General features: G+C 57.7%; 26 protein-coding genes and 3 tRNA genes. 9 read left to right on the forward strand and 20 right to left on the reverse strand.

Annotation, left to right across the window (positions count from 1 at the left end; genetic code table 11):
* Position 1: 1 nt before the first annotated feature.
* From MSNKSG1_RS06975 to MSNKSG1_RS07000, 7 genes are all read right to left on the reverse strand, one after another.
* Positions 2 to 682, reverse strand: a complete 681-nt coding sequence (locus tag MSNKSG1_RS06975) for a GntR family transcriptional regulator (protein WP_040886708.1) — start codon at positions 680 to 682, stop codon at positions 2 to 4.
* A gap of 102 nt (positions 683 to 784) precedes the next feature.
* Positions 785 to 2,377, reverse strand: a complete 1,593-nt coding sequence (locus MSNKSG1_RS06980) for a glucan biosynthesis protein (RefSeq protein ID WP_040886709.1) — start codon at positions 2,375 to 2,377, stop codon at positions 785 to 787.
* A gap of 39 nt (positions 2,378 to 2,416) precedes the next feature.
* Positions 2,417 to 2,890: a hypothetical protein gene (locus MSNKSG1_RS19415; protein WP_227497973.1), complete on the reverse strand. Its 474-nt coding sequence runs from the start codon at positions 2,888 to 2,890 to the stop codon at positions 2,417 to 2,419.
* Between the two features lie 27 nt (positions 2,891 to 2,917).
* Complete coding sequence (gene mdoH / locus MSNKSG1_RS06985) at positions 2,918 to 4,525, reverse strand: glucans biosynthesis glucosyltransferase MdoH (RefSeq protein ID WP_227497974.1); 1,608 nt, start codon at positions 4,523 to 4,525, stop codon at positions 2,918 to 2,920.
* The gene (locus MSNKSG1_RS06990; RefSeq protein ID WP_008938552.1) at positions 4,518 to 4,787 is read right to left on the reverse strand and encodes a hypothetical protein; all 270 of its coding nucleotides are present in this window, start codon (positions 4,785 to 4,787) and stop codon (positions 4,518 to 4,520) included. The genes mdoH and MSNKSG1_RS06990 overlap by 8 nt, the downstream gene beginning before the upstream one ends.
* A gap of 25 nt (positions 4,788 to 4,812) precedes the next feature.
* On the reverse strand, positions 4,813 to 6,360 hold the full coding sequence (locus MSNKSG1_RS06995) for a glucan biosynthesis protein G (protein ID WP_008938553.1): 1,548 nt from the start codon (positions 6,358 to 6,360) through the stop codon (positions 4,813 to 4,815).
* A gap of 90 nt (positions 6,361 to 6,450) precedes the next feature.
* Complete coding sequence (locus MSNKSG1_RS07000; protein ID WP_152638741.1) at positions 6,451 to 7,602, reverse strand: ShlB/FhaC/HecB family hemolysin secretion/activation protein; 1,152 nt, start codon at positions 7,600 to 7,602, stop codon at positions 6,451 to 6,453.
* A 314-nt stretch (positions 7,603 to 7,916) separates the two neighbouring features.
* Here MSNKSG1_RS07000 and galU point away from each other — a divergent pair, with 314 nt between their 5' ends.
* Entirely contained in the window at positions 7,917 to 8,753 is an 837-nt protein-coding gene (galU, locus tag MSNKSG1_RS07005) for a UTP--glucose-1-phosphate uridylyltransferase GalU (RefSeq protein WP_008938555.1), read from the forward strand.
* 13 nt (positions 8,754 to 8,766) lie between these two features.
* Here galU and MSNKSG1_RS07010 read toward each other — a convergent pair whose 3' ends face one another.
* On the reverse strand, positions 8,767 to 9,183 hold the full coding sequence (locus MSNKSG1_RS07010) for a helix-turn-helix transcriptional regulator (RefSeq protein ID WP_008938556.1): 417 nt from the start codon (positions 9,181 to 9,183) through the stop codon (positions 8,767 to 8,769).
* Positions 9,184 to 9,428: 245 nt separating this feature from the next.
* Here MSNKSG1_RS07010 and MSNKSG1_RS07015 point away from each other — a divergent pair, with 245 nt between their 5' ends.
* The 5 genes from MSNKSG1_RS07015 to MSNKSG1_RS07035 all read left to right on the forward strand — a co-directional run bounded on the left by MSNKSG1_RS07015 (position 9,429) and on the right by MSNKSG1_RS07035 (position 13,419).
* Positions 9,429 to 10,493: a hypothetical protein gene (locus MSNKSG1_RS07015; RefSeq protein ID WP_008938557.1), complete on the forward strand. Its 1,065-nt coding sequence runs from the start codon at positions 9,429 to 9,431 to the stop codon at positions 10,491 to 10,493.
* 123 nt (positions 10,494 to 10,616) lie between these two features.
* Positions 10,617 to 11,705 carry a hypothetical protein gene (locus MSNKSG1_RS07020; RefSeq protein ID WP_008938558.1) on the forward strand — a complete coding sequence of 363 codons (1,089 nt, stop codon included), beginning with the start codon at positions 10,617 to 10,619 and terminating at the stop codon, positions 11,703 to 11,705.
* A 137-nt stretch (positions 11,706 to 11,842) separates the two neighbouring features.
* Positions 11,843 to 12,802 carry a DMT family transporter gene (locus MSNKSG1_RS07025; protein WP_008938559.1) on the forward strand — a complete coding sequence of 320 codons (960 nt, stop codon included), beginning with the start codon at positions 11,843 to 11,845 and terminating at the stop codon, positions 12,800 to 12,802.
* A 42-nt stretch (positions 12,803 to 12,844) separates the two neighbouring features.
* Positions 12,845 to 12,921: transfer RNA gene (locus tag MSNKSG1_RS07030), tRNA-Val, on the forward strand.
* 87 nt (positions 12,922 to 13,008) lie between these two features.
* Positions 13,009 to 13,419: an enoyl-CoA hydratase-related protein gene (locus tag MSNKSG1_RS07035; protein ID WP_008938560.1), complete on the forward strand. Its 411-nt coding sequence runs from the start codon at positions 13,009 to 13,011 to the stop codon at positions 13,417 to 13,419.
* On the opposite strand, the gene MSNKSG1_RS07040 is transcribed toward MSNKSG1_RS07035, so the two are convergent.
* On the reverse strand, positions 13,398 to 13,931 hold the full coding sequence (locus tag MSNKSG1_RS07040) for a lipocalin family protein (RefSeq protein ID WP_264622960.1): 534 nt from the start codon (positions 13,929 to 13,931) through the stop codon (positions 13,398 to 13,400). The genes MSNKSG1_RS07035 and MSNKSG1_RS07040 overlap by 22 nt on opposite strands.
* A 122-nt stretch (positions 13,932 to 14,053) precedes the next feature.
* On the opposite strand from MSNKSG1_RS07040, the gene MSNKSG1_RS07045 reads away from it, so the two are divergent.
* Complete coding sequence (locus MSNKSG1_RS07045; protein ID WP_008938562.1) at positions 14,054 to 14,884, forward strand: RluA family pseudouridine synthase; 831 nt, start codon at positions 14,054 to 14,056, stop codon at positions 14,882 to 14,884.
* A 68-nt stretch (positions 14,885 to 14,952) separates the two neighbouring features.
* Here the strand turns inward: MSNKSG1_RS07045 and MSNKSG1_RS07050 are convergent, their stop codons facing one another.
* Genes MSNKSG1_RS07050 through dapA form a run of 5 tightly spaced genes read right to left on the reverse strand, consistent with a single transcriptional unit; the run spans position 14,953 to position 19,513 of the window.
* Positions 14,953 to 15,960 (reverse strand): NAD-dependent epimerase, encoded by a 1,008-nt coding sequence (locus MSNKSG1_RS07050; RefSeq protein ID WP_008938563.1) that lies wholly within the window; start codon positions 15,958 to 15,960, stop codon positions 14,953 to 14,955.
* A 12-nt stretch (positions 15,961 to 15,972) separates the two neighbouring features.
* Positions 15,973 to 16,710 carry a TIGR04219 family outer membrane beta-barrel protein gene (locus tag MSNKSG1_RS07055; protein ID WP_040886710.1) on the reverse strand — a complete coding sequence of 246 codons (738 nt, stop codon included), beginning with the start codon at positions 16,708 to 16,710 and terminating at the stop codon, positions 15,973 to 15,975.
* Between the two features lie 39 nt (positions 16,711 to 16,749).
* Positions 16,750 to 17,463 (reverse strand): phosphoribosylaminoimidazolesuccinocarboxamide synthase, encoded by a 714-nt coding sequence (gene purC / locus MSNKSG1_RS07060; protein WP_008938565.1) that lies wholly within the window; start codon positions 17,461 to 17,463, stop codon positions 16,750 to 16,752.
* Between the two features lie 38 nt (positions 17,464 to 17,501).
* Complete coding sequence (gene bamC / locus MSNKSG1_RS07065; RefSeq protein WP_008938566.1) at positions 17,502 to 18,599, reverse strand: outer membrane protein assembly factor BamC; 1,098 nt, start codon at positions 18,597 to 18,599, stop codon at positions 17,502 to 17,504.
* Between the two features lie 35 nt (positions 18,600 to 18,634).
* Positions 18,635 to 19,513, reverse strand: coding sequence for a 4-hydroxy-tetrahydrodipicolinate synthase (gene dapA / locus MSNKSG1_RS07070; protein WP_008938567.1), 879 nt, complete (start codon positions 19,511 to 19,513; stop codon positions 18,635 to 18,637).
* A 74-nt stretch (positions 19,514 to 19,587) separates the two neighbouring features.
* On the opposite strand from dapA, the gene MSNKSG1_RS07075 reads away from it, so the two are divergent.
* Positions 19,588 to 20,055, forward strand: a complete 468-nt coding sequence (locus MSNKSG1_RS07075; RefSeq protein WP_008938568.1) for a peroxiredoxin — start codon at positions 19,588 to 19,590, stop codon at positions 20,053 to 20,055.
* Positions 20,056 to 20,062: 7 nt separating this feature from the next.
* On the opposite strand, the gene MSNKSG1_RS07080 is transcribed toward MSNKSG1_RS07075, so the two are convergent.
* Both MSNKSG1_RS07080 and MSNKSG1_RS07085 read right to left on the reverse strand, forming a co-directional pair.
* Positions 20,063 to 21,142 carry an AI-2E family transporter gene (locus MSNKSG1_RS07080; RefSeq protein WP_008938569.1) on the reverse strand — a complete coding sequence of 360 codons (1,080 nt, stop codon included), beginning with the start codon at positions 21,140 to 21,142 and terminating at the stop codon, positions 20,063 to 20,065.
* A gap of 16 nt (positions 21,143 to 21,158) precedes the next feature.
* Positions 21,159 to 21,386: a sulfurtransferase TusA family protein gene (locus MSNKSG1_RS07085; RefSeq protein ID WP_040886711.1), complete on the reverse strand. Its 228-nt coding sequence runs from the start codon at positions 21,384 to 21,386 to the stop codon at positions 21,159 to 21,161.
* A 233-nt stretch (positions 21,387 to 21,619) separates the two neighbouring features.
* Here MSNKSG1_RS07085 and MSNKSG1_RS07090 point away from each other — a divergent pair, with 233 nt between their 5' ends.
* Entirely contained in the window at positions 21,620 to 23,023 is a 1,404-nt protein-coding gene (locus MSNKSG1_RS07090) for a M48 family metalloprotease (RefSeq protein ID WP_152638742.1), read from the forward strand.
* 23 nt (positions 23,024 to 23,046) lie between these two features.
* Here the strand turns inward: MSNKSG1_RS07090 and nadA are convergent, their stop codons facing one another.
* The 4 genes from nadA to ybgF form a co-directional block, all read right to left on the reverse strand.
* Positions 23,047 to 24,108, reverse strand: coding sequence for a quinolinate synthase NadA (nadA, locus tag MSNKSG1_RS07095; RefSeq protein ID WP_008938572.1), 1,062 nt, complete (start codon positions 24,106 to 24,108; stop codon positions 23,047 to 23,049).
* A 193-nt stretch (positions 24,109 to 24,301) separates the two neighbouring features.
* Positions 24,302 to 24,377, reverse strand: a tRNA-Lys gene (locus MSNKSG1_RS07100).
* A gap of 89 nt (positions 24,378 to 24,466) precedes the next feature.
* Positions 24,467 to 24,542 (reverse strand) — tRNA-Lys (locus MSNKSG1_RS07105).
* An 83-nt stretch (positions 24,543 to 24,625) separates the two neighbouring features.
* Positions 24,626 to 25,399, reverse strand: a complete 774-nt coding sequence (ybgF, locus tag MSNKSG1_RS07110) for a tol-pal system protein YbgF (protein ID WP_040886712.1) — start codon at positions 25,397 to 25,399, stop codon at positions 24,626 to 24,628.
* Between the last annotated feature and the right edge of the window lie 24 nt (positions 25,400 to 25,423).

Consider the following 25,423-nt stretch of genomic DNA (forward strand, 5'->3'; position numbering starts at 1 on the left):
ATCAGATCGTTAGAACGCCTTCTTCAATCTTTTTCTCGATGTTCTGGCGTGCAGCATTGATGTGTCTTTTCATCAGGAATTCGGCGAGTTCACCATCGCGATGGGCGATGGCTTCGACGATACGGCGGTGTTCACCAAGCGCCAGATGGGGGCGCCCGGCCGAGGTGCTTAACCGGTAACGGTACATCCGCACCATGTAGTAGAGGTCACCCAACAACATCTGGGCAAGCTTGGCGTTACGGCTGCCAGTGGCAATGCGGTGATGGAAATCATAGTCGCCTTCGGCCTGGTAGTACGCCTGGCCCTGAGCTTCTTCGATCATTGCCTCATGGCTGTCCAGGGTAGCCTGAAGCTCGGAGATTTCCTCGTCGGTCATCCGTTCGGCCGCCTGGCGGGCGGCCAGGCCCTCCATGACCTCGCGGATACGATATAACTCCAGCAACTCTGACGCACTGACAGAGACCACCTTAACGCCGGCATGGGGACGACGGACGAGAAGCCCACGGGATTCAAGGCGCCCAAGCGCCTCTCGCAGGGGACCGCGAGTGAGGTTAAAACGCGAACAGAGCTCCAGCTCGCCGATTTTTTCACCCGGACCGAGCTCGCCTGTCACGATAGCCGTTTGTAAACAATCAAACGCTTCGTCGGCGCGTGTTTGGGATTGCAGAGTTGCTTCAGCCATACCTTGTCTACAATAAATGCGTTTTATGGCTAAAATTTACGCCCTGCCCTCTATATTGTCAACAATATCGGACTTCGCCTCGCAAGATTGTCAACACAAGAATCAGGAATTGTAGAGCTTCCGGTCTGCCATTCCCGGAGGGGAATACTGATACAGCCAGGTTTCGGTCAACGGTTCATCATCAAGACTCAGATACAACCGCAGTTCGATGGGTTCGTCCGACTCATCCGGCACCAGGTCGAACATTGCCCGGTATCCCTGAATCGACGCCAGCGGCCTGGCGGAGGTAATCTCCACCCTGCCCCGGCTGGCCGTAATCACCGGGACAACGCGGGCATCCTTTGCCAGAAGTGCGAGTGGCCCTCCCGAAAAATCCACCGCAAACCGCCAGGAAAAGTACGTCCTTTTCTGCCCAACAACGCCTCCCAGCCCGGTTCGGGTCGCGTCCACTCTGGCGAGCTCCCCGGGTTCGTTCGGAACATTGGCCCCCCAGTGCAGTCGATAGGTCAAAAGGTATTCCTGATTCGCTTCAAGCGGTTGCTCCGGATGCCAGAAGGCAACGATATTGTCGAAGGTCTCATCGACCGTCGGAATCTCAACGAGATCGATACTGCCCTTACCCCAGCCCGATGAAGGCTCTACCCAAACGCTCGGCCTCCGATCGTAAAAGACGCCATCGTCCTGGTAGTGGTCAAAATCACGATCTCTCTGTAATAGCCCGAACCCCTTCGGACTCACATCCTGAAAACTGCTGAAACGCAGTTTCTCCGGGTTCACCAGGGGACGCCAAAGCCATTCTCCGGCGCCGGTGTGTATAGACAGACCATCGGAATCGTGGATTTCCGGGCGCCAGTCGTAATCCATGCGCCGGCTGTTCTCACCCACCTGGTACATGCTGGTCAGCGGCGCAATACCAACACGCTGGATTGTCCGCCGGGGATAAAGGGCAACATCCACATCCATTACCAGATTCCGTCCCGGATCGATGACAAAGGCATAGGCGCCAGTGACGCTGGGGGAATCGAGCAACGCCCATACGCGCAGAAATGTCTGACCCTCCGCAGGACGTTCCAGCCAAAAGGCGGTAAACCTCGGGAACTCTTCCGGGGCGCCGGTACCGGTGTCGATGGCCAATCCTCGCGCTGACATGCCGTATTGCTTCTCGGAACCTACGGCGCGGAAATAGCTGGCTCCCAGGAACGATGCGAGGTCGAGTGAAAAATTGGTGTGATAGTGCACCCGGAAGCCGGCAAACCCGAGGTCATCAGGCAGGTCGCCCAGCGGCTGATCTCCAGAATAGGTGAAATAGTCCGGATCATAGGCAAGTTCCGTCGCCTTCTCGCCTACTACTTCAAAAATCTGAACCGGTGCCTGGAAATACAGCCCAAGGTGAAAGAGCTGGATCTGAAAGTCAGAAGGCTGGTTACTCCACAGCGCCTTCTCTTTACGGAACCGGATCGCCTGGTAATCATCCCAGCTCAGGTTTTTCAGCGCGTCCGGAATATCGCCCTCATGGTCCTGGTATGGCATACCGGCTTTGTGTCGGGCCAAACCCTTGAGCCAGGCATAACTGAACGCTCCGGTTTCCTTGAGCAATGTATCCGTCGGGTTTTCTGTGCGGCCGAACGCGACAATCGGAACGCTGTAACTTCCCAGTGAGATCAACAGCATTTTCAAAAGCGTTCTTCGGTCCATCCAATGCCTCCGATTAGTAACGGTTGTCCGGGAATGAGGTTACGAGTCCGATGCGTGCGCGAGGCGCTTGATACATTGCCCCCAGTAACTGTCCGGACTGGCACGCCAGGCCCGGTAATGGAGTTGCGCAAGCGCGTTCCGATCCTGCATCAGCTGACTCAGGTCCAGGGAAGAAAGCGCGTCCGGGCCTTCTGACAGGCACCGGCGCACCGATGCATCGAGCGTTTTTCGCCGAACGGCTGCTCTATGGTCACGTGCCAGATATCCATGCAACCGATTCGCGTCGGGACTCAGGATGGCTCGTTCCACTGGCCGCAAAGCGGTATCGGTATTGGTCTCAGACCGGAACTCCGTGGAGTCCCGGAGCACCTCAATGGTTGCCCGTTCTTCTGGAATCAGCAGCAGCTTCCGGCGCTTCATCCACTGGCCCAGAGACACCCGGCTTAGCAGAACCGACGTGGGAACGGCGAGTATCAGCGGAATCGCAACGGGCAACGACCAGAAAAAGAACAACTGGTCCAGAGACCAGGCGAATGCCGACTAACCCGCACCGATGAGCATCCCCCACATCTGACTGCGAATGGCCTCAGACCAGGTTGTTTCCTCTGTCCGGTTCTGTCCCGCCCATTTCAGGGAAACGTTCAGGAGTGCGGCAACGACAAACCGACTGTGAGCGAGCATTCTCAGTGGCGCCAGAAGAACCGACACTGCAATCTCGAGCAGCACGCTCATCGTCAACCTCAGGAATCCACCGAATCCTCTCGATAAACGGTGCACAAGGGCATCCGCCAGGGCCAGAAATTTTGGCAGAAACAAGAGGGCCGCCGTGCTGAGTGCCAGCGCCAGGGCCCACTCGGGACGCCATTCCGGCCACAGGGGAAACAGCCCCTGATGCCCCTCGGGGAAGTAGTCGATCGGAGATAACGTCATCCGGGCTGCTTCAACGGTGGTACACGCGAGGAACAGAAGCCAGAGCGGGGACGCCACATACGCCATGATGCCGTTGAGAAACGCCAGACGGTGAGCGAACCGGATACCGGGCGCGGTCATCAGCAGCCAGAAATGCTGCAGATTACCCTTGGCCCAACGATTGTCGCGCATGAGTTCGTCCGTCAGGGTGGGAGGCGACTCCTCGAAGCTCTCTGACAGCCCCGGTTCGAGCCAGACCTCGTATCCGGCCCGCCCCATGTAGGCTGCCTCCACGAAATCGTGACTCATGATGGGCCCACCGAAGATTCCCGGCCCTCTCAGTTTTCTGAGCCCGCAGAAACGCATGAAGGGCCGGACCCTGAGGATGGCATTGTGTCCCCAGAATGCGGCATCCCCCATCTGTACCGCGGCCAGACCTGTTGAAAACAACGGTGAATAAAAGCGGTTGGCAAACTGCTGAATTCTGGCAAACAGCGACTGGCCGTTGATGATATTCGGATTGGTCTGCAAAATTCCGACCTGGGGTTCCAACTCCATAAGCTGGACCATTCTGGTCACGGTGTTTCCACTGATCAGGCTATCTGCGTCCAGAACCACCATGTATTCGTAGCGTTTCCCCCAGCGCCTGAGAAAATCGGCAATATTGCCGCTCTTGTAGTTAAGATTGACCGACCGGCGCCGGTAGAAAAAGCGGCCTTCCGCTCCCAATTCGGTCGCCAAACGCTGCCAGGCCGCCTGTTCTTCAAGCCAGATGTCCGGGTTCCGGCTGTCTGACAGGATGAAAAAATCGAAATTCTCGATCTGCCCCCGCCGTTCAAGATCACGATAGACAGCCTTGAGACCACTCAGGGTCCAGTGAACCGGTTCGTGATAAACGGGCATAACAACCGCTGTTCGCGCCAGCCTGGTATTGGCAATGGATTCGACGCTGTGCCGGCGCATCAATGAATGGCGGTCACCACCGGTCAGTCTCACGACAAACCCGAATACCGCAATCCAGAATCCGACGGCGATCCAGGTATACAGCAGGGCAAACAGGCCAAGGATCGCCAGCTCCAGCCAGGTTCCGCCATGATAGGGAAGCACGCCCAGCAGGTAGTAGCAGGCCGCGAGCGTCTGGGCGGCCAGTGCCAGGATCAGAAACGCACGCCGGATCCCGGCAATGTGACGCCAGCGGTGTGACGCGCCAACGGCGGCCGTGTGAGCGGACTCAGTCATTTCCACGATACCCGATGCTGGCCCGGCAAATCGGTGGGTAGGGAGCCGGAGGGTGGAACGAAGGCAGATCGAAATACCGGGGGATCAGGTCCACTGCAATCGATAGCAGACGCTCCTGATCGCCCTCCTCGCCGGTTTCTGCAACTGCGTCGTCGATCAACTGCAGGAGACTCCGGTAGGTATTCGCCGTCATTTCAACGCCGGCTTCGCGCAGGTACGTGAAGATCCGGTTGAACACTTCCTGGAAAACAATCTCGGCCATTCTGTCCAATCCTCCCTGGATGGCGTCACTGACGGCTGCTGTTTCGTAGATCGTTCTTTGGCCCCAGTTGGTATGTCCAGGTTTCGCTGACTGGCTTGCCGTCCAGGTTCAGCGAGGCCCTGAGCTCCAATGGCTTACCCTCCGCGGGCTTGGCCAGCAATGACAGTCGCCAGCCATGGCGGGCATCAACATATTCGGCAAAGTGCTCCAGAATCTCCGCATCGCCGGACGCAGTGACCTCGCTGACCACCGCGGCATCGGGCTTCATATGTGCCAGGGGGCCGCCCTCAAAATCCACCACAAACCGATAGGCGCCTTCCGCATCGCCACCGCCGGGCTGCGCCCCGTCACCAACAAAGGTCCTGACTGCCCGCGCCAGGGGGCTGCCCGGGACATCCGGCCTTCCAAATGCCACCGAATAACTCAGGTCCCGGGTTTCTCCGGCCGACACCTCCTGCCGGGGCTTCCAGAACGCAACAATGTTGTCGTTGATCTCGGACTCGGACGGAATCTCTACCAGAACCACCTCACCGCTGCCCCAATCTTCACCGGGCTTTACCCAGGCGCTCGGCCGGAGATCGTACCTGGCCTCGGTATCCTCGAAACGGGCAAACTCCGGATCGCGCTGGAGAAGCCCGAATCCTCCGAGGCCCTTGACCTGATGAAATCCCATCTGGAGTTCGGAAGGATTGAGCAGTGGCCGCCAGAGCCACTCCCCGGTTTCCTTGTCGTGAATGAGCAAGCCATCCGAGTCGTGTACCTCCGGGCGCCACTGTCCCCGAGGCCGGATGCTATTTTCACCATAGAAGAACATGGAGGTCAGCGGGGCCAGGCCAAGCTGTGTAATCCGGGAACGGAAAAAAAGCCGTGCCCGGACATCAAGGGTCAGCGCCTTGCCGGGGTGAACTTCAAATCGGTAGGCTCCGGTCAGGCTGGGCCCGTCCAGAAGCCCGTAAACCACCATGACGTCACTGCCGCCCTTCGGGCGCTCCAGCCAGAATTCCCGGAAAATCGGAAACTCTTCCCCGGATGAAAGACCCGTATCCACCGCGATGCCCCGCGCCGACAGACCAAAGCGTTGCCCGGTCCCGACACCCCGGAAGTAGCTGGCCCCTCCAAACACCAGAAACTGGTTCCGGACGTTCGATTTCGACAGCGGATAGGTCAGCTTGAAGCCTGCATAACCCAGATCCGCAGGCACACGCTTCGCCAATTCGGGACTCGGATAATCGAAAAGTGATTTGTCGAAGTTCAGGGCGTGTACGCCCTCCCGATCGACCTGGTGAAGCGTGACCGGATACCGATAGAAGCTGCCGGTCGGCAGCATCATCACATGAAAGCGGGTGTCTCCCCCGCGCCACAGGCTGGCCTCCGGGCGAAAGCGAATGGACTGGTAGTCGTCATAGCTGAGTTTTCTGAGAAACTCCGGCGCGGGCCTGGGCGCACGATATTCGGACTTGGCCAGGGTTTCAGCCCGATCAACCACATCCCCAAAACCGAACGCACTAACCGGACCGGACAGTACCAATAGCGCAAACGTTGAGAAAAAAATCCTGAAATTCCCAAGTGTCATTCTGAAAACTCCCTGTTCTCCATACCTTGACTCTATCACTAGAGTCACAGAGCGCCACAAGTGACATCTTGGTAAGAGCCGCCAAAGTGTTCAGATCCCCAGGCTCAGAGACACAGAAACATCAGGATGATCCGGTATGACCAGGTCCGGTCGGTCAGAGTCAATCAGACGCCCCATGGTCACATTAGCGATGAACCCGCGTGAACGCAGGTTCAGGGAAATTTCACCGGCACTGACTCCGGCAAACCGCCTCTGTTGCTGGACGCCAACCGGCGACCAGCCGCGCATGACGGACAAGGAGAGGGTCGAACGGAAACGATCGGTGAACGGTACGTCATAGACCGGGCTCGCCGCATTCAGCCGAACCCAGCCGCCTTCGGATCCGTAGACGGTCTGACCGTTGAACCCGGACACAAGACCGGGACCGCCTACCTGAATCTGTTCAGAATCCGGCAGATTGTCCGGTGCTACCTGGTAGCGCCCACGAACCGCGAGTTCCCAACGCTGCCACTCCCGATGCACGGACGCCGAGAACGCCACCTTCTGATACCGGGCCCGGCTGGAGGTCTGGCTGTCGCTGCTCTCGACTCGTTCGTATTCAAGTCCCCCCAACGCGGCCAGCTGGGCAGACGCCGAGAACCCACCCCGCAACGTTCCTTCACCGGAGCACTGAAAGCCCAGACTGCTCTGCTGGCGGGAGGTATCGCTTTGCCACTCTGAATCCTCGTACTCGCTTGTCTCGCTGCCGGAATGGCGAATAATCTGTCGCAGCTCGATGCCCCCGATCGAGCCAAGAGAACGGGACGCAGAAAAACGGAATCCGTTGTAATTACCGCTGGTATCAAGCTGACGGTCGGTTGCTTGCAGAACTCCCCGGTATTGACGGTCTTCCATAGCCAATTGAACGTGGTTGCCGATCAGCGGCATCGCGTAATTGAGCGACAGAGACTTCTGGCCATAGCCGTTTTTGCGGGAGGCAGAATCGCGAAGATGAAGATCCAGGGTATGCCGTGACCAAATGATCCCGCTGCCGACCACATTCAGGTCGTCGGCTGTCTGATCATTGCTCTGGAGGGAATCACCGGTGACGGACAGTCGGGGCGAGAGGTACTCATTGACCGAATCAAGCACACTGGATGCTTCGGAAATCCATTTTTCCGCTGCAATATGAGGCAGGCCCGCCAAAGCCTCCCCGGGCGCAATCATGCACGCAATCAGTGCAAACGTCTTGAGCCTGTGCACACCACTGCCTCGCCACCGAATTGAAAATAACGAAGCTGTTATATAAGAAGGCCGCCAATGGGTACAGGGCTGGTTGCCAAAGGTTACAATTTTAATCCGGAATTCAGCGCCCTATACCCGATCTCTGAGGCGACACATTAAGTATCAATGCACTAACCTGTCGAAAACATTAATCATTTTCCAATTAGCAGCCCTGCCCCTGCATTTCTGAAGGTCAATTGAGGTAAACTCGGCACACTTTGTGTTTGTACCAGTTCAGATACACGCGCAAACGGATAGCCAAAGACCTGCGCCAAAATTTAAGGACGACTGGAATGATCAAGAAATGTCTGTTTCCCGTAGCCGGCTACGGCACCCGGTTCCTTCCGGCTACCAAGGCCATGCCGAAAGAAATTCTGCCGGTGGTTAACAAGCCGCTTGTTCAGTACGGGGTGGAGGAAGCCGCCGCTGCTGGCATCCACGAGTTCGGTTTTGTCACCGGTCGGGGCAAACGCGCGATCGAGGACCACTTTGACATCAGTTACGAGCTGGAGCACCAGATTGCTGGCTCCGGAAAAGAAGATCTGCTGACTTCGATCCGTGACCTGATCAACAATAACACCTTCGCCTTCACCCGCCAGAACGAAATGAAGGGGCTGGGCCATGCCATTCTCACCGGCCGGAACCTGGTGGGCGACAATCCTTTTGCGGTGGTGCTTGCCGACGACTTCTGCCTCGGTCCGGAAGATGGTGACGGCGTGCTGGCCCAGATGGTCAAGCTGTACAACCAGTTCCGGTGTTCAATCGTTGCCATTGAGGAAGTGCCCGAAGACGAAACCCACAAGTATGGTGTGATCGCCGGCGATTCCATGAAGGATGGCTTGTTCCGGATCACCGACATGGTCGAGAAGCCGGCGCCGGAAGATGCGCCCAGCAACCTGGCGATCATTGGCCGCTACATCCTGACGCCCGACATCTTCGATATCCTGGAGCGCACCCCGGCGGGCAAGAATGGCGAGGTTCAGATCACCGACGCGCTTCTGGAACAGGCAAAGAACGGCTGCGTTCTGGCTTACCAGTTCAAGGGACGTCGGTTTGACTGTGGCAGCATCGACGGGTTCGTGGAAGCCACCAACTACGTCTATGAGAACATCTACAAGAAAGGCCGGTGAACCCGCGGGTTACTCACCCGGCCAGTAACTGCAGAACCATGCGCCGGTTGTCAGGGGATGTCTTCCTGAACCGGCGCAGCAGTTCCCTCTCTGAATCGCTCAACTGCACGCGATCAAGTTGCTGCTCCAATTCTTTCAGTGCGTCGGACAGGTCGTCGGCCTGACTGAACGCCAGGCCCGGCAATTCCAGCTGGCCACCGCCATCGGGTAACTCCAGATCCACCAGATTCTCGAGCGGGGTTTCTGTTTTCAGGCAGAGATCCAACAGCTCCGTCACGCCCGGGTAGCTTCGATGGCGCACTTCATCGGCTTCCCAGCTGCGCACCCGCTGTTCATCCACGCCACACATCTGCGCAACATCTTCACAGGAAAGGCGCCCCGCCTCTCGTAGCTGCCTGAGGCGACGGTGAAACGATTGCAGGTACCGCATAGTTTGTCCTCTCGTTCCTTACCCGGGCGGATCACTTACTTCCGAAGACTGTCAAAGTTAACCGTTGCTGAAATGTATCGTACAAGCAACGACGCACACAACGACGATATAACGTGAACCAGCCCACATCCTGAACACATTTTGTTACATTGTCCGACCATGACTTTGCCGGTCGACGTGATTAAGCGTTATGTTTTGTGAAGGACACTCAATCAGAAGACACAACAATAACAAGGATCGGTAGCATGACCGGTAAAGTGCTTGTGGTCCTTGCGGCGGTCGCCTCGTCCGTCGCGGCGACTTCAATTTTTCTCGCGTCGGATAATGAGGGCGCTTTTGACTGGACAACCCCTGAATCCGGAGGCACGTCAGCGACCGTCATCCACCAGGCAAGCAATCAGAGTGCGGCTCATCCCTCCTCCGCCGTTAAACAGCAGCCAGCCCCGTCACCTCTTGGCTTCGCGCTCGCAAACGCGGCTGAGCAGTACGAACAGACGGTCAAATATCCGCCGTGGTCGGTTCCGCTGACGCCGGCACAGGCCGATGCCTATCAGGGAAACCGCTACGAGCCGGTATCCCTGCCTCTGGGCGACAACGGTAGCTTTACCGTTATCCTGGACCAATACCGCTTTACAAGAGGCGACCCCATACTGGTTGCGGCGTCGATTGAAGGGCCCCAGGTGATATCGGATAAGGTGACAGCCACCCTTGAGGCCCAGCCCGACCGGAAGGAGGTTGCAACCGCTGCGCTGGATCGAACGGGCAGCGGCTATTTCGAGGGCACCGTCGATTCGGACCACTCGCCCGGAGAGTACCACCTGATCGTCGAAGCCCACATCGATGGCAAGCCTGTGCGTCACGCCAGCACACTGACCATCGAGCCGGACCTGGGCGACTTCAAGGGGCTTGGCACACCCTATGTCAGCAACAATAATCTGGTGATACCGCTGAGCTTTGCCCCGGATCACACGGGTTACTACGCGCTGTCTGCGCAGCTCTATAACGGTGACAACCCGATCGCCCAACTCCAGGAAGAACAACAGATGGGCACCGGGACTCATACGTTCAAACTTCGGGCGCACGGTACCGTCCTGGCCAACCAGTCGTTGTCCGGACAGCTCCAGTTGCGCCACATCCAACTCCGCCACCTCCCTGACAAACCCGGTGACCGAACCCATTACGCGTTCGGGCCGGACAAGGGGTATCGATTTTCGCCACCGGACCTGGATCAACTGACCGACACGCCGGCGGCGAATCCCGAATCAGAACAACGCGCGGTTCTGCTCAAACAGCTGGCCGACAAGTTCTGATCCACCGGGGACCTGCCCGGTACCGGCTGACGCCGGGGCTGTACCAGCGCCTGTCGCGGCATGCGACGGGACGCTGGATAAAACGTCTTTTGACAACAATAACTCAGTAAAGACGGAGCAATTATGAAAACAAGGAAAAATGGAAGTGCCTGTAAAGCTGCGCTGGCGGTCGCTGTAGCCGGATCCCTGTTTGCGGGTTCGGCTCAGGCCCAGCTGGGCGGCCACAATGTCATCCTCGTCCACGGTTTCATGATGGACGACCTCTCCAACCCACCACAAAGCTTCGAAGAAGTGCAGCAAGCCGGGGCGGATAACTGGCGAGCATTCTGGTTGAGCCGTGCCGAGGCACGTATCGACTGGGCCAGCGATGGCCGCGTTGAGGGCAAGATCGCTCAACAGGCCTATCAGCAGATCCGGCAGATCAGTCAGCAGGGGTTGTGCAACAACTATTGCATCCTGGTGACCCACTCCACGGGCGATCTGGTCACCCGCTATGTCCTGGAAAATCAGGCGCGCTGGCTTCAGGCCGAAGGGCTGCCTCCGCTGAAAATCCTGACCAGCATCGACCTTGCGGGCGCAGGCGGCGGGACTGAGCTGGCTGACCTGGCCATGAGCATCGCCTACAACGACAGCTGGTACAACTGGCCGGTCAAGCAAGCGGTCAAGGCATTCACCGGCATTGATCCTCAGCCCGGAAAATTGGGCGTGGTAAACGACCTTCAGACCAACGTTGCCCGTAACCTGGCGGTCAGCCCCAACAGCATCCCGCGGCTCCGCTTTGTCGGTGGCGGCTCATCCTATGGCGGCATTACCAAACCGTTCATTGCCGGAACCGATGACGGCGTGGTACCAACCCACTCCGCTTGCGGTGCCACCACTTCGGAAGGCATCGACTCTTGCTCCAACAGCATTACCCTGGGCGGCAAGGTGACTAGCACGAATGGTCCGGACGGCCTCTACTACAACAACTACCCAGTGTTGATGAGTGAAGGTTTGTCGCATGGTGGTCAGATCACCACCGAGACAGGCAATACTGCCGTGCCGGTGATCAACAACGTCAGCGTCAATGGACTGCAAGTGGATTTCGCCAGTCGCACCTACTACCAGCGCGCCTGGTGGCAACTGTGGGGCAAAGGCGACAAGTATGTTGAGGTTCCGGGTTCCGACCAGACGTACATGTCCAGCCTGATCTACACCACGCTGAACAACTGATACCGGGAGAACACCTTACAGGGAGTTTTCAGGCTCAGGGACGAGCCTTCCGGATGCGACCATCTTCTACTTCCCTTTTTAGTTCGCAAACTATACATTGACCGGCTTTCCGTCCCGAATACCGGTTGCGAACCTCCATGCAAAACGCCCAGAAATCCGACCTCCTTCTCGTCGTTGTCACGCTGCTGGCCGCCGTCAGTTGGATATTTTCGAAAGAAGCGGTCCTGCTCATGCCGCCCCTGATGTTCATGGCCTTTCGCTTCCTGGCGGCTGGCCTGGTTCTGGCCATCGCAGCTCACCGGTCCCTGAGACGCCTGAGCTTCGACCAGGTGCGCCGAAGCATTGGCGTGGGCCTAGTATTCGGCATTGCCATGAGTTTCTGGATCATGGGACTTATCAACATCAAGAGCATGGGCGAAGGTGCATTCCTGACCAGCCTGGGCGTGGTGATTGTGCCCATTATCGCCCGACTGGTGTTTGGCGAAGAGCAGCCTGCCAGTACCTGGCTGGCCATTCCCATCGCCATCGGCGGCCTTGCCCTGCTCTCCCTGAAAAACGGCTTCCAACCGGAACCCGGCCAGATTTTCTTTGTCGTCGCAGCGTGTATTTTCGCGCTGTATTTCACCCTCAACACGCGAGCGGCGAACCAGCGAACCGTCGTCAACCGCCGGGGCGAAACCATCGAAAAGCACAAGGTTCCGGCCCTGCCCCTGACATCATTGGCGCTGATGACCGTAGGCCTCGTAACGCTGGTCGAATCGGCATTTCTGGAACCCTGGGCCCCCACGCTGACCAATGCACCGGACATCCTCATCTGGTGGGTGGTTGCCAGTGCCCTGATTGGTACCGCCGGCCGCTTCTTCGTCCAGACCTACGCCCAGAGCTTGTCAGCGCACAGCCATGGTGTGGTTATTATGGTGCTGGAACCGGTGTGGGTGGCCGTGTTCGCGGCGCTCTGGTTCGGTGAAGCCATGGCCCCGCTGCAACTGGCAGGCTGCGGCCTGATTCTGGCCGCGCTGATCGTGAACCGCTGGAACGCCTTGAGCAAAGCCCTGAAGGAAGCGATGCGGAAAAGGAAATCTGCCAAAAACTGTTGACCACCCCATCAAAATCCGTATACTGCGTCCCCGTTGCAGGATAGGACCATAGCTCAGTTGGTTAGAGCGCTACCTTGACATGGTAGAGGTCCCCAGTTCGAATCTGGGTGGTCCTACCAATCCTGCCGCCCCTCCCGTTCAAATCCTTTGCGTGTTCTCCCGAGATTCGTATCCTTGTTGTATCACTACAACTGGGAGAAATACCTGTGCCTGCCTCAAACGTTCGGACCGAAATCGACGGCCCTGTCTGTACCATCATCCTGGATCGCCCTGAAAAGAAAAATGCCGTTGACCGAGCCACAGCCAATGCCCTCCGGGAAGCGTTTGAGCAATTCGAGTCGGATGAGAATTTACGGGTTGCCGTTCTCTGGGGCGATCATGGGACATTCTGTTCCGGTGCCGATCTGACCGCGATGGCTGATCCGGATGCCCGCAATGAGATCGACCCCAGGGGCGATGGCCCGGGGCCCATGGCCCGACGCCAGTGGGACCTACCACAGGCGCAGGCTCTGAAAGAGGAAGGCCTGGAGGGATACCCGGTTGTTTTCGAAGAGGCGATCGCGGGTGCCGGGCGCTTCGCCAGCGGTGCCGGACGTCACGGGCGGTTCGAGGACTGATCCACGACGATCAGCTCGTCCAGGTCGAAGCCGGCCGCTTCCGCCCGGGATCTGAACCGCTCCATCGCCTGATCGCTGACCGTCGGCGTTCTTGAGAGGAACCACAGGTAGTCATGGTCGAAGCCGCTCACGTAAGCATACGAGTAGTCGGACTTGTCCAGGCCAAACACCACATAGGATGAGTAGAACGGGCCAAAAAAGGACACCTTGAGGTGCGCCACACCGGGATCACCGGTAAAGACGGCTCGGCCTTCGGCCTCTTTCCATTCTCCGGCGTCCGCATCATAGCCCCGGTTGATCACCCGGATACTGCCATCGGCGTTCATGGAATAGTTGGCGGTGACCTGGCTGAGACCTTCCTCGAAGGAATGATCCAGTCGGGCGATTTCATACCAGGTGCCCAGGTACCGTTCCTGCTCGAAACCCGTCACCGGCTGCACGCCGGTCGGGATTCCGGTGCAGCCCGTCACCGAAAATAGCAGCAGTAGAAGAAGTAAAAATCTGCGCATCATGCGGTCTCCATGCCTTAAGACTTACAGTGCTCTCTTACGCTCGATAAAAGTCAGGAGTTTGCTCTGAGCCTACTCGGTTTCCTTTATACTGGGCCCGTGTAGCAGCCAAGCCGATATTTCCGATGAGAACCACCACCGAGATTACCATTGATCAGCCGCAAACGGCTGTTGATGCCCTGAGCGTCGCCTCGGGCCTTCCCAAGCAGCGGATCAAGGACGCCATGACCAAAGGTGCCTGCTGGTGGACCCGCAAAGGCAAGCAAGTCCGCCTGCGCCGGGCAAAGCAGGCACTCACGCCCGGTACTCGCGTGCAACTTTTCTATGACAGTGCCGTGTTGTCCAGGAAACCCGAACCTCCGGAATGCCTGGAGGACCGGGGGCGCTATTCGGTGTGGTTCAAGCCCCACGGTCTGCTGTCGCAGGGCTCGCAGTGGGGCGACCATTGCAGCCTGTTGCGCCTGGCCGAACTTCAGCTCGGAAAGCCCTGCTACCTGATCCACCGCCTGGACGCCGATGCAGCCGGTTTGATGCTTGTTGCCCATGATTCGAAGGCCGCAGGCGCCCTTTCCCAATGCTTTTCGGGCAGGACAATGACCAAGGTCTACCTGGCGACGGCGACCGGCGAGCTCCAGGCAGATAATCAACAGATTGATTCGCCGGTGGATGGAAAGCCCGCCCTCAGTCGCGTGACGACCCTGGAAGCGCCGCCGCCCTCTGCCGGAATGACCCAGGTTCGGGTGGCGATTGAAACCGGCCGCAAACACCAGATCCGCCGCCATCTCGCATCGCTGGGACACCCGATTGTCGGCGACAGGCTCTACAGCGCTGCCGCTGCGGTGCCCCTGCAGTTGCTGGCCTGGCAATTGGCGTTCACCTGCCCGCTCAGCCAGCAACAGGTCAAATTTGAACTTCCGAAACGCCTGATTACGCTGCTCACCAGCGATTCCGACTGACCAGAAACAGAAAAGGCCGACTCCATGGTCGGCCTTTACGTCGAGTTCCGGAGGAACGCGTCGGTTGGTCAGACTTTATAGAAATCCCGATACCAATCCACAAATCTGGCAATGCCGTCCTCCACGGAAGTCTGGGGTTTGTACCCCACGTCCTGAATCAGGTCATCGACATTGGCGTAAGTGGCCGGGACATCGCCGGGCTGCATGGGCAGCAGGTTCTTCTGGGCTTTTTTACCGGTTCGCTCTTCGATGATCTCGATAAAGCGTGACAGCTCGACCGGGTTGTTGCTCCCGATGTTGTAGAGGCGATAAGGCGCCTTGCTTGTTCCCGGATCCGGCGCCTGTCCGCTCCAGTCGGGATTGGGCTCGGCAATATGGTCCAGAGTACGGACCACGCCTTCAACAATGTCGTCGATGTAGGTGAAGTCCCGCTTGTGATGACCGTGGTTGAACACGTCGATCGGTTCACCCGCAAGAATCTTGCGGGTGAACAGGAACATCGCCATATCCGGCCTGCCCCAGGGACCGTACACCGTGAAAAACCGCAGCCCCGTGGTAGGCAGGTTGTACAGGTGACTGTAGGTGTGCGCCATCAGCTCATTGGCCTTCTTTGAGGCCGCATACAGACTCAGTGGATGGTCCACGTTGTCGTGTACGGAGAATGGCATGGATTCGTTGGCACCATAGACCGAACTGCTTGAGGCGTAGACCAGGTGCTCAACGTCGTTGTGCCGACATCCCTCCAGGATGTTCATGAACCCGACCAGGTTGGCATCCACGTAGGCGTTGGGATTTTCCAGTGAATACCGGACACCAGCCTGGGCGGCAAGATGCACGACCCTTTCCGGCTTGTGATCCCGGAACAGGGTTTCCATGACTTTCCGGTCGGAGATGTCCTCGCGGATTTCCGTGAAACCAGGCTGGCTGGTCAACCCGGCGAGCCTGGCCTCCTTGAGGCTGACGTCGTAGTAGTCATTCAGGTTGTCCACGCCAATGACTTCGTCACCCCGTTCGAGGAGACGGTTCGCCAAGTGGTAGCCTATAAAACCGGCTGTTCCGGTAACCAGGATCTTCAACTTGCTCTCTCCCTAGAACGATACGCCAGCGCTGATGAACGGGCCATCGGTTTTCACGTCGAAACGTTCGTCACTGTCTTCATAGTCGATAGCCATCTGGCGATAACCAGCCCGGAACTGAACCACTGACACCGCGTATTGCGCGTATACATTGAAGTCCCGGAGAGAGTTGCCGCTGTACCCGATGAAGTTACCCTCCCCTCCAACGGAGACGCCCGTCAGAGGGAGGTCAAAGCGAGCCGCGACATACCCCATCGGGATAACGCCATCCACGGAGGTCTTGCTGACAGGCGCGGTGCCGGTCACATCCCGAACCGTCAGATCACCCGACAGATCCCGGGCTGTCAAACCTAGATCAAGGTTCACCCAGTTATCCAGGACCTCGTAATACAGCGTCAAATCCAGTTGCTCAAGGTCCAGATCCGAGCGTACGTCGGTGCCCGATGGAATACCATCGAATCCCGAGACGCCAAGGCGGCCGAGACCACTCTGCTGGACCAGGGTGTAGTTCAGCCGAACGTTTGGCAGAACGGGGACCGGGTGCTCAAGGTAAAGCGTGGCATTGGTGGTCGAATCGCTGTCGAGGTTCAGATCGTTGTCGACATCGACCGCATCGCCCTTGTTCACCGATTTCCCAGACAGGCTGGAATCCCAGTAGCTTACCGAGGCACCCAGGCCGACCACATCGGCGTGAGCCAACGGAGCCGTCAGAACCAGAGCACCGCCCATTGCCATCATCGTTTTACGCATAGAACACCCGTTACGTTATCTGTTTTGTAGGTGGGCTTTTCAGTCAAACTGAATGCCGAGCCTGCGACCGACTTCCTCGTAGGTTTCGATCACCTCTCCCAGTCCCTGGCGAAAACGATCCTTGTCCATCTTCTTCCGGGTTTCCTTGTCCCAGATACGACAGCCATCCGGACTGAATTCATCACCCAGAACAATCTGGCCGTCGCTGCGGCCGAATTCCAGCTTGTAATCCACCAGCAGCATGCCGGCATCGTCGAACAGCTTCTTGAGGACATCATTCACCTGATAGGTGAGTTCCTTCATGCGCGCAAGTTCCTCAGCGCTGGCCCAGCCAAAACTCACAGCGAGGGAATCGTTCACCATGGGATCGTGCAGTTCGTCGTTCTTCAGGAACAGCTCGAACGTCGGCGGGTTGAGTTCCTTGCCCTCTTCGACTCCCAGTCTACGGCAGAGACTGCCCGCGGAGATGTTGCGAACCACGCACTCCACCGGAATCATGTCGAGTTTCTTGACCAGAGATTCGGTACCGGAAAGCAGACCCTCAAAGTGAGTGGGCACACCGGCGGCCTCCAGTTTTTCCATGATGAACGCGTTGAATTTGTTGTTCACCATGCCCTTGCGGTTCAGTTGCTCTTTCTTCTGGCCATCAAACGCCGACGTATCGTCCCGGAACACCATAACAAACCGGTTCGGATCGTCGGTGCGATAGACGGATTTGGCTTTGCCTGCGTAGAGTTCTTCGCGCTTTTCCATTGATGTCTCCGAAACGGGGGCGCCCACACGCCCTCCGATCAATATAGGGAATCGAACAGTTTGCTCAGCAGATCCGCTGCCGAATGCTCACCGGTGTAGTCCGGGCGTTTGGTCGCGGTGATCATGACGCCATCATCCTGCCTGCGGAGCTGCACCGTGTGCGTGTGTACGGGCTTTTCCTTGTCGGTAAACCAGGAGAACCAGCCGGGATCCTTCTCGTCCGCGGTGCGGAAATCAACGTAGAACCAGCCCTCGCTGCGATTCAGATCGACGATGGCCATGTCCGACGCTTCCAGTGCGCGCTTGACCTCTGCCCAGGATCGGCCGTAGTCCAGGCTCATGCGGATGGCCCTTGGATCGTCATTCTCAGTGACCAGTTTGACCAGGGGCTCACTCGACATTCCCGAGGCAGCACGGGAGAAGGATTTGCTTTCCTCACGCCCCTTCAGGAAATCACCCAGATCCGACAGGAGCTTTTTCTCGAACGCCAGATCTTCTGCCGACGGCTGAACCGTGTCCGGCCAGGGCTGCAGGCCTTCGGGACGATCGTCCATCTGCAGGCGCCGGATCTGAATCTCGGTGGTCTTTCGACGGACACCCGGAGCCATCTTCAACTGGATCACCGTCATCGGCTCCTGCCGGGAAGGCGATTCCGAGAGGCCCGCGATCTCCCGGGCTCGTTTGCTGAAGTTGGCCAGCTCGCTCTGCATCAGCCCCAGTTTCGGACTGTCCTCAGCGACACCGAGGCCGCGCTCATTCATGTAGGCGACCGCCTGAGGCCACAGACGGCCCGGCACTTCATTGACCAACAGCCAAGTCTGGCCGTCCAGTTCTTCGATGACGTAGTTTTCGTCCAGAATCTCGGAGGTCATATCCGGAGGATTGGGAATAGCCGAGGGATACAGCTTTCCGGATTCGGCGGTATTGATATCGCGTATCGGCATCACCTGATGCAGACGGGAGCCGTCAGCACCCTCCGGCAACTGAAGCGGCGTACCTTCCGGGGCATCCACATACCGCTCGGAGCGGTCTTCCAGCAGGCTGCATCCGGAGACTGCTGTCAAAAACAGCAGTCCCGATGCCAGGGCGATCGATTTATACAGACGGACAGGACGGGTTCCAGAAAGAACCTGCATTCGGCTACTCCGGTTCAGAAACGGGATCGACAACCTCAGAGAACACCCGAGGCTTTCAGGGCTTCTTCCACCTCGGCGTGGAATTTTTCACTCAGCGGCGTCAAGGGAAGGCGAATACCCTCGCTGATCAGCCCCATACGATGCAACGCCCATTTCACCGGGATCGGATTGGCTTCGAGGAACAGCTTGCGGTTCAGCGGCATCAGCAGCTCGTTGAGGCGATCAGTCTCTTCCCGGTTACCGGCAACTGCCGCTTCGCACAGCTGGGCCATCGATTTGGGCGCCACGTTGGCGGTCACTGAAACGTTACCCTTGGCGCCGGCGAGCATCAGTTCCGCTGCCGTGGCATCGTCCCCGGAGTACACAGCAAGGCGACCATTGAGTGCCTCGATCAGTTCCGCTCCGCGGGGAATGTTGCCGGTGGCATCTTTGATACCAACAATGTTCGGAATGTCGGCGAGCCGAAGAACGGTCTCGTTCAGCATGTCGCAGGCAGTCCGACCGGGGACGTTGTACAGCATCTGGTTCATGCCGGGCACGGCCTCGGCAATGGCCTTGAAGTGCTGGTACAGACCTTCCTGGGTCGGCTTGTTGTAGTATGGCACCACCAACAGACAGGCATCCGCCCCGAGTTTATGGGCTTCGGTGGTGAGTTCGATCGCTTCGCGGGTGCTGTTACCGCCCGTTCCGGCGATGACAGGAATACGACCGTCCACGCGTTTGATGATACGGCCGATGGTCTCGCAGTGCTCTTCCGGGTCCAGGGTTGCGGACTCACCGGTAGTGCCCACGGCAACGATGCCGTGCGTGCCGTTTTCAATATGAAAGTCTACCAGCCGATCCAGTTCTTCCCAGTGGATATCGCCATTGGGGTGCATGGGCGTGACCAGTGCGACAAGGCTACCCGTAATCATAAACACTCCGTCCGAATAAAACCGATATGGTAATGTTGGGCTCGAACTGACACAAGGGAATTAAAGGAGATGTCATGTCATCCGTCGAATTGAACAAACCCGTTCCGGACTTTGAAGCTGCAGCCACCGGAGATCAACAGGTTCGCCTGGCCGATCTGCGTGGCAAGAATGTTGTCATCTACTTCTATCCGAAGGACAACACGCCCGGCTGCACCACCGAAGGTCAGGAATTCCGGGACAGAATGAAAGACTTCGTCGAACTGGACACGGAAATTTTCGGCGTATCCCGGGATGGGCTCAAGGCCCACGAAAATTTTCGAGCCAAGCACGAATTCCCGTTTCACCTGATTTCCGACAAGGACGAGGATCTCTGCAAGCTGTTTGACGTCATCAAACTGAAAAAGCTTTACGGCAAGGAGCATCTGGGAATCGAGCGCAGCACTTTCCTGATCGACAAGGAAGGCGTGCTGCGCAAGGAATGGCGAGGGGTCAAGGTCAAAGGCCACGCCAATGAGGTTCTGGAAGCGGTCAAGGCCCTCTGATATTGCCTCAGGAAACTTCCTGTGCTGGTGGAGGCGGCGTTTCCTTCACCGGCCAGGCTGAGAAAACCGCCTTGAGCAGCGTTGCCAGCGGGATGGCAAAAAAGACACCCCAGAGTCCCCAGATCCCGCCGAAGAACAGCACTGCGATGATGATTGCCACAGGATGCAGGTTATTCACCTCGGAAAATAGAAGGGGCACGAGTACATTGCCGTCCAGGCCCTGGATGATTCCGTACACCACCATCACCCAGATGAAGTGGGTTCCCCAGCCGAAGGCAAACAGACCAATCATGGCCACCGGAATGGTCACCACCGCAGCCCCGATATAGGGAATCACCACACTCAGCCCCACCAGCAGCGAGAGCAACGCAGCATAGGGCATCCCCAGAAATTTGAAGGCAATGTAGGTCGCACCGCCGACAATCAGGATCTCAACCGCCTTACCCCGCACATAGTTGGCACACTGCAGATTGACCTCATGCCAGATTTTAAGCATCAACGGGCGTTGGGGCGGCAGCAGTTTGGCAATGGAGCCGAGCAGCAGGGTCTTATCCTTCAGAAAGAAGAACACCATGATGGGCACCAGGACAACATAGATCAGCAACGCCACCAGGTCCGGAATGCTGGACAGGGAAAACGACACCAGCCACTGGGTCATGTTGCCCACTTCGGTCGATACCTGTCGGTAGACGCTATCAACCGCTTCCGCGGAAATCAGCTGTGGATACTGATCCGGCAACAGCTCCAGATAGGACTGGGTTTCGCGGATGATTCGCGGGGCCTCGCCGGCCAGATTGGTGACCTGGGTCCAGACAAGCGGGAGAAGGCCGAACAAAAAGCCCACCAGCACACCAAGGAACACGAGGAACACGCCGATAATGGAGACGGTTTCCGGCACACCCAGCCGGTTCAGCTTGGTGACCAGCCCCTGAAGGATAAACGCAACGATCAACGACGCAATCGCCGGGGCCAGCATGGCGCCGAAAAGAATGACGAAGACGGTACCGGTGACCAGAATCAGAGAAAGAATGACGGCTTCGTCATCTGAAAAGTATTTGTGTGCGAGACCGCGTAGAATTCTTACCATTGACGTCTCCAGTGGATTAGCCGCCGCACTGTATCACAAACCGATACTCGCCATCGGCTTCGGTGCTGCTGACAAGGGTGTGACTGGATAACGCCAGAAATGCGGGGATATCCCGCGCCGAACCGGCATCGGTGGCAATGACTTCCAACCGGTCTCCCGGGGCCATGCCGTTGAGTTCAAGTTTGGTTTTCAGCAAAGGCATCGGGCAACGCAGTCCCGATGCATCCAGGGTTCGTTCAGCCATGAGCAGGGGGTACCATCGCAATTGGCAAATTTGACAAACGGGCATTATGCCGTGACAACGTTTGCTTTGCACCTCGGCTCAGAGACTCCCACCCACAGAACTTTTAGTGGTAAAACAGGGTCCAAGCGTCAACGGCAATCAGAGGCAGATCGTATTACATGAGACACATCGTTGGCCGAAGGCCTTTTGGCAGGTCATTCTTCAAAGGCACCGCCCTGGTCCTCGGACTGTTTATGGCAGGCACCCCGGCGCTGGCCCAGGAAACGGACCTGCCGAGCATTGGAGGTGCCGGTGGCGGCCTGCTATCCGGTCAACAGGAAGCGGACATCGGCCGACAGGTTCTGGTATCGATCCGCCGCTCTGCCCCACGTATCAATGACCCCCTGGTGTTCGATTATCTCAACGCCATCCTGTACCGCCTCGTTCCCTCGGCGCCGCTGCAGAACCGCGATCTGACGCTCGCGCTGATCGACAGCCCCGAGATAAACGCCTTTGCCGTACCCGGTGGCATCGTCGGCGTGAACGGCGGGCTGTTCCTGAACGCGGTGACCGAGCAACAGTTCGCCTCCGTGCTTGCACACGAGCTGGCGCACCTGAGCCAGCGCCACTTCGCACGGAGGATGGAACAACAGGAAACCAGCGCGCCACTGACAATTGCGGGCATGATCGCCGGGATAGTGCTGTCTGCCGTGACCCAGTCCGATGTCGGCCTGGCCGCCATCGCCGGCACCCAGGCCCTGTCAGCACAGAATATGCTTGCCTATAGCCGGGCTAACGAGAAAGAGGCGGACCGGATCGGCATGGACATTCTGGCATCAGCCGGTATGGATCCCCGCGGCATGCCCCAGATGTTCGAAATCATGATGAAGCAGAATCGCCTCCAGGGAAATCAGGTGCCGGAATACCTCTCCACTCACCCACTGACGCAGAATCGTGTGGCTGACACCCGTAACCGGGCTGAGCAGTACCCCGACCTGGATGTAAAAGAGGGGCAGGAATACCACCTGATGCGAAGCCGTATGCAGGTGCACTATGCCTCTTCCCCCGAAGTTGCGGTGGAAACGTTCAAGGCCTACCTGGATCATCCCGAAGCCCGGAAATATCACGCCATCCGATACGGCCTGGCTGTCGCCTACCAGGCCAACAATCAGCCGGAAAAGGCCGAAACCATCTTGCGGGATCTCCTCGACAAGAATCCGGGACGCATCACCTTTCAGGTGTCGCTTGCGCAGGTCCTGAACGATGAAGGAAAACACGACCAGGCAAAAGCGCTGCTCAAAGAGGCCCTATTCCGGAATCCGGGAAACTACCCAATCTCCGTTACCCTGGCCAACACCAACCTTGCAGAAGACAACGGCGCCGCTGCCGCCGACTTGCTGAAGGACCTCAGCAGGCGGTTCCCCCAACAGGAGCAGATCTGGCTGCGGCTCGCAGAAGCAGAGGGAATGGCCAGGAACATTGTGGGCGTCCACCGGGCGAGAGCCGAATACGATGCACTGATGGGTGATCTTGAGAGCGCTCAAAGACAACTGCGCCAAGCGCAGGAGAAGCTTCCGGCGGGCTCACCCCAGCGTCAGGCAGTGACTGAAAGACTGGCGGAAATCTCTCGCCAGCTGCACTCCGATACTGAGAGCTGACGAGAGCCTGCTGAACGCCGGTATCAGGCGTTTCCTGCCGCCTTGAGATTCATATTGGCAGTGAAGTCCAGCATTCGCTGAAGAGGTTTCAGGGCCCTTTCACGGAGGGCCGGGTCGACCTGAACCTCGTCCCTGCCCGTTTCGATGGCCTGAAGCAGATTTTCAAGGCCATTCATCGCCATCCACGGGCAATGTGCACAGCTTCGACAGGTCGCACCATTGCCGGCAGTGGGTGCCTCGATCAACGTCTTGTTGGGGGCCAGCTGCTGCATCTTGTAGAAGATGCCGTTATCCGTGGCCACGATCAATTCCTGATTGGGCAAGGTCTGGACCGCGTGAATCAGCTGGGAGGTGGAGCCCACCACATCAGCCATCTCAACAACTGCATCCGGAGATTCAGGGTGCACCAGAATGGCCGCGTCCGGGTACAGGGCCTTGAGATCCTCCAGACCACGGTATTTGAATTCCTCGTGGACGATACAGGAGCCGTCCCAGAGCAACATATCCGCGCCGGTCGTTTTCTGGACATAGTGACCCAGATGCTTGTCCGGCGCCCAGAGGATTTTCTCTCCCCGGGCATCCAGGTCCTCTACGATGGCCTGGGCACAGCTTGAGGTAACGACCCAGTCCGCCCGCGCCTTGACCGCCGCAGAGGTATTGGCATACACCACAACAGTCCGGTCCGGGTGCTCGTCGCAAAAAGCCGCGAACTCATCGGCCGGACAGCCGACATCGAGAGAACAGGTCGCCTCAAGCGTGGGCATGAGGACGCGCTTCTCAGGGTTGAGGATTTTAGCCGTTTCTCCCATAAAGCGGACACCGGCCACCACAACCGTCGAGGCGGGATGCTGATTGCCAAAGCGGGCCATCTCGAGAGAGTCGGCGACGCAGCCACCCGTCTCTTCCGCCAGTCGCTGGATTTCCGGATCCGTGTAGTAGTGAGCGACGAGCACGGCATCCCTGGCCTCAAGTGCTTCTTTGATCCGGGATTCAAGTTCAGCCTTCTCACCGGCACTCAGAGCCTTGGGCTCCGCCTCATGGGCGAGATGCTCCTGAACAAGGATACGGTCTTCAGCTCGTGTCATTCCTGTATCTCTGCGTTGGGTTAGTCCCCGAAGTATATCACTTCAGTCAACGTTTTCATGGATTTGCAATCGCAACGTCACAACACGGTGTTACGAGAAAACGTCCATCACAGTGCATAGGTTTGGGGCGGACAGGCAAAAAAAAAGAGCCCGAAGGCTCTTTTTTTCCAGGACGAAAAACGTCCTGTCAGTTTGGTGGGTCGTGAAGGATTCGAACCTTCGACCAATTGGTTAAAAGCCAACTGCTCTACCAACTGAGCTAACGACCCATGACTGGTTTTCAGGTGCGCTTTGGCCTGACGGCGTTAACGCTTCCTGATGGCTACCGTCTTCGCTCAACAAGGCAGTAGCCGGAATCTGGTGGGTCGTGAAGGATTCGAACCTTCGACCAATTGGTTAAAAGCCAACTGCTCTACCAACTGAGCTAACGACCCAAGCGAGGCGCATATAGTACTGATATTTTTTCCGTGATCAACCCCTTTTCTGGGGATTCATCGGATTTTTTTCTCCCGCCGTTTTAACCGCTTGCAGAGGACAGGAACTTCCGGGCGAGATCGGCAGCACTACTCTTGGGATAATTATCAAGGACGCTTTGCATGCGACGCTTGGCGGCTTCGGAATCTCCCATCCGGTCCAGCGTCACGCCCAGCTTATAGACGGCATCAGGCGCCTTGCGGTGATCCGGATATCGGGTTGCGACAATGGTGAACGCCTGTTTGGCCTGCTCGAGCTGAGGCTTCACCAGATACACCTCGCCCAACCAGTAATAGGCGTTAACCGTCAGGTCACCCTCGGGGTACTTGTCGATAAATTCGTACAACCGGTTGATCGCCTGATCGTACTTCTTCTGATTCCGGATGAGGTCCAGAATCTCGTTGTAGGCTTTCTGTTCCTCATCGCCTGGCTGCCGATACTGACGGGTCTCAATCGCCCCGCCACCGCCTTCGGTTTCACCGGACGCTCCAGTGGCCGCCGGCTGCGATGCGCTTTCCGTCTTTTTGGAAAGGTCCAGAATGCGCTGATCCAGATCGATGTAACGATCCCGACCCTGCTTCTGGAGGCGTTCGATCAAATGCTGCTGCTCCTCGACTTTGCCTTGCAACCGGCGAACGTCATCCTGCAGCTGCTGAATCATATAGAACAGCTCGGCCGAGGCCTGGTTGTTCGACGCCTTTCGCTGGGCTTCAGAGGCGTTGGTCTGGAACGCCGGGGTCGAGGACTGCGCCAGAGCCGGTGCCGCTTGCCAAAAGGCAAGCGACATCAGCAGAGGCGCCATGAGTCGGTTTCTCATGGGCACACCTGATGTTGGGTCAGA

It is taken from the genome of Marinobacter santoriniensis NKSG1, from assembly GCF_000347775.1.
GTDB classification, from domain to species: domain Bacteria; phylum Pseudomonadota; class Gammaproteobacteria; order Pseudomonadales; family Oleiphilaceae; genus Marinobacter; species Marinobacter santoriniensis.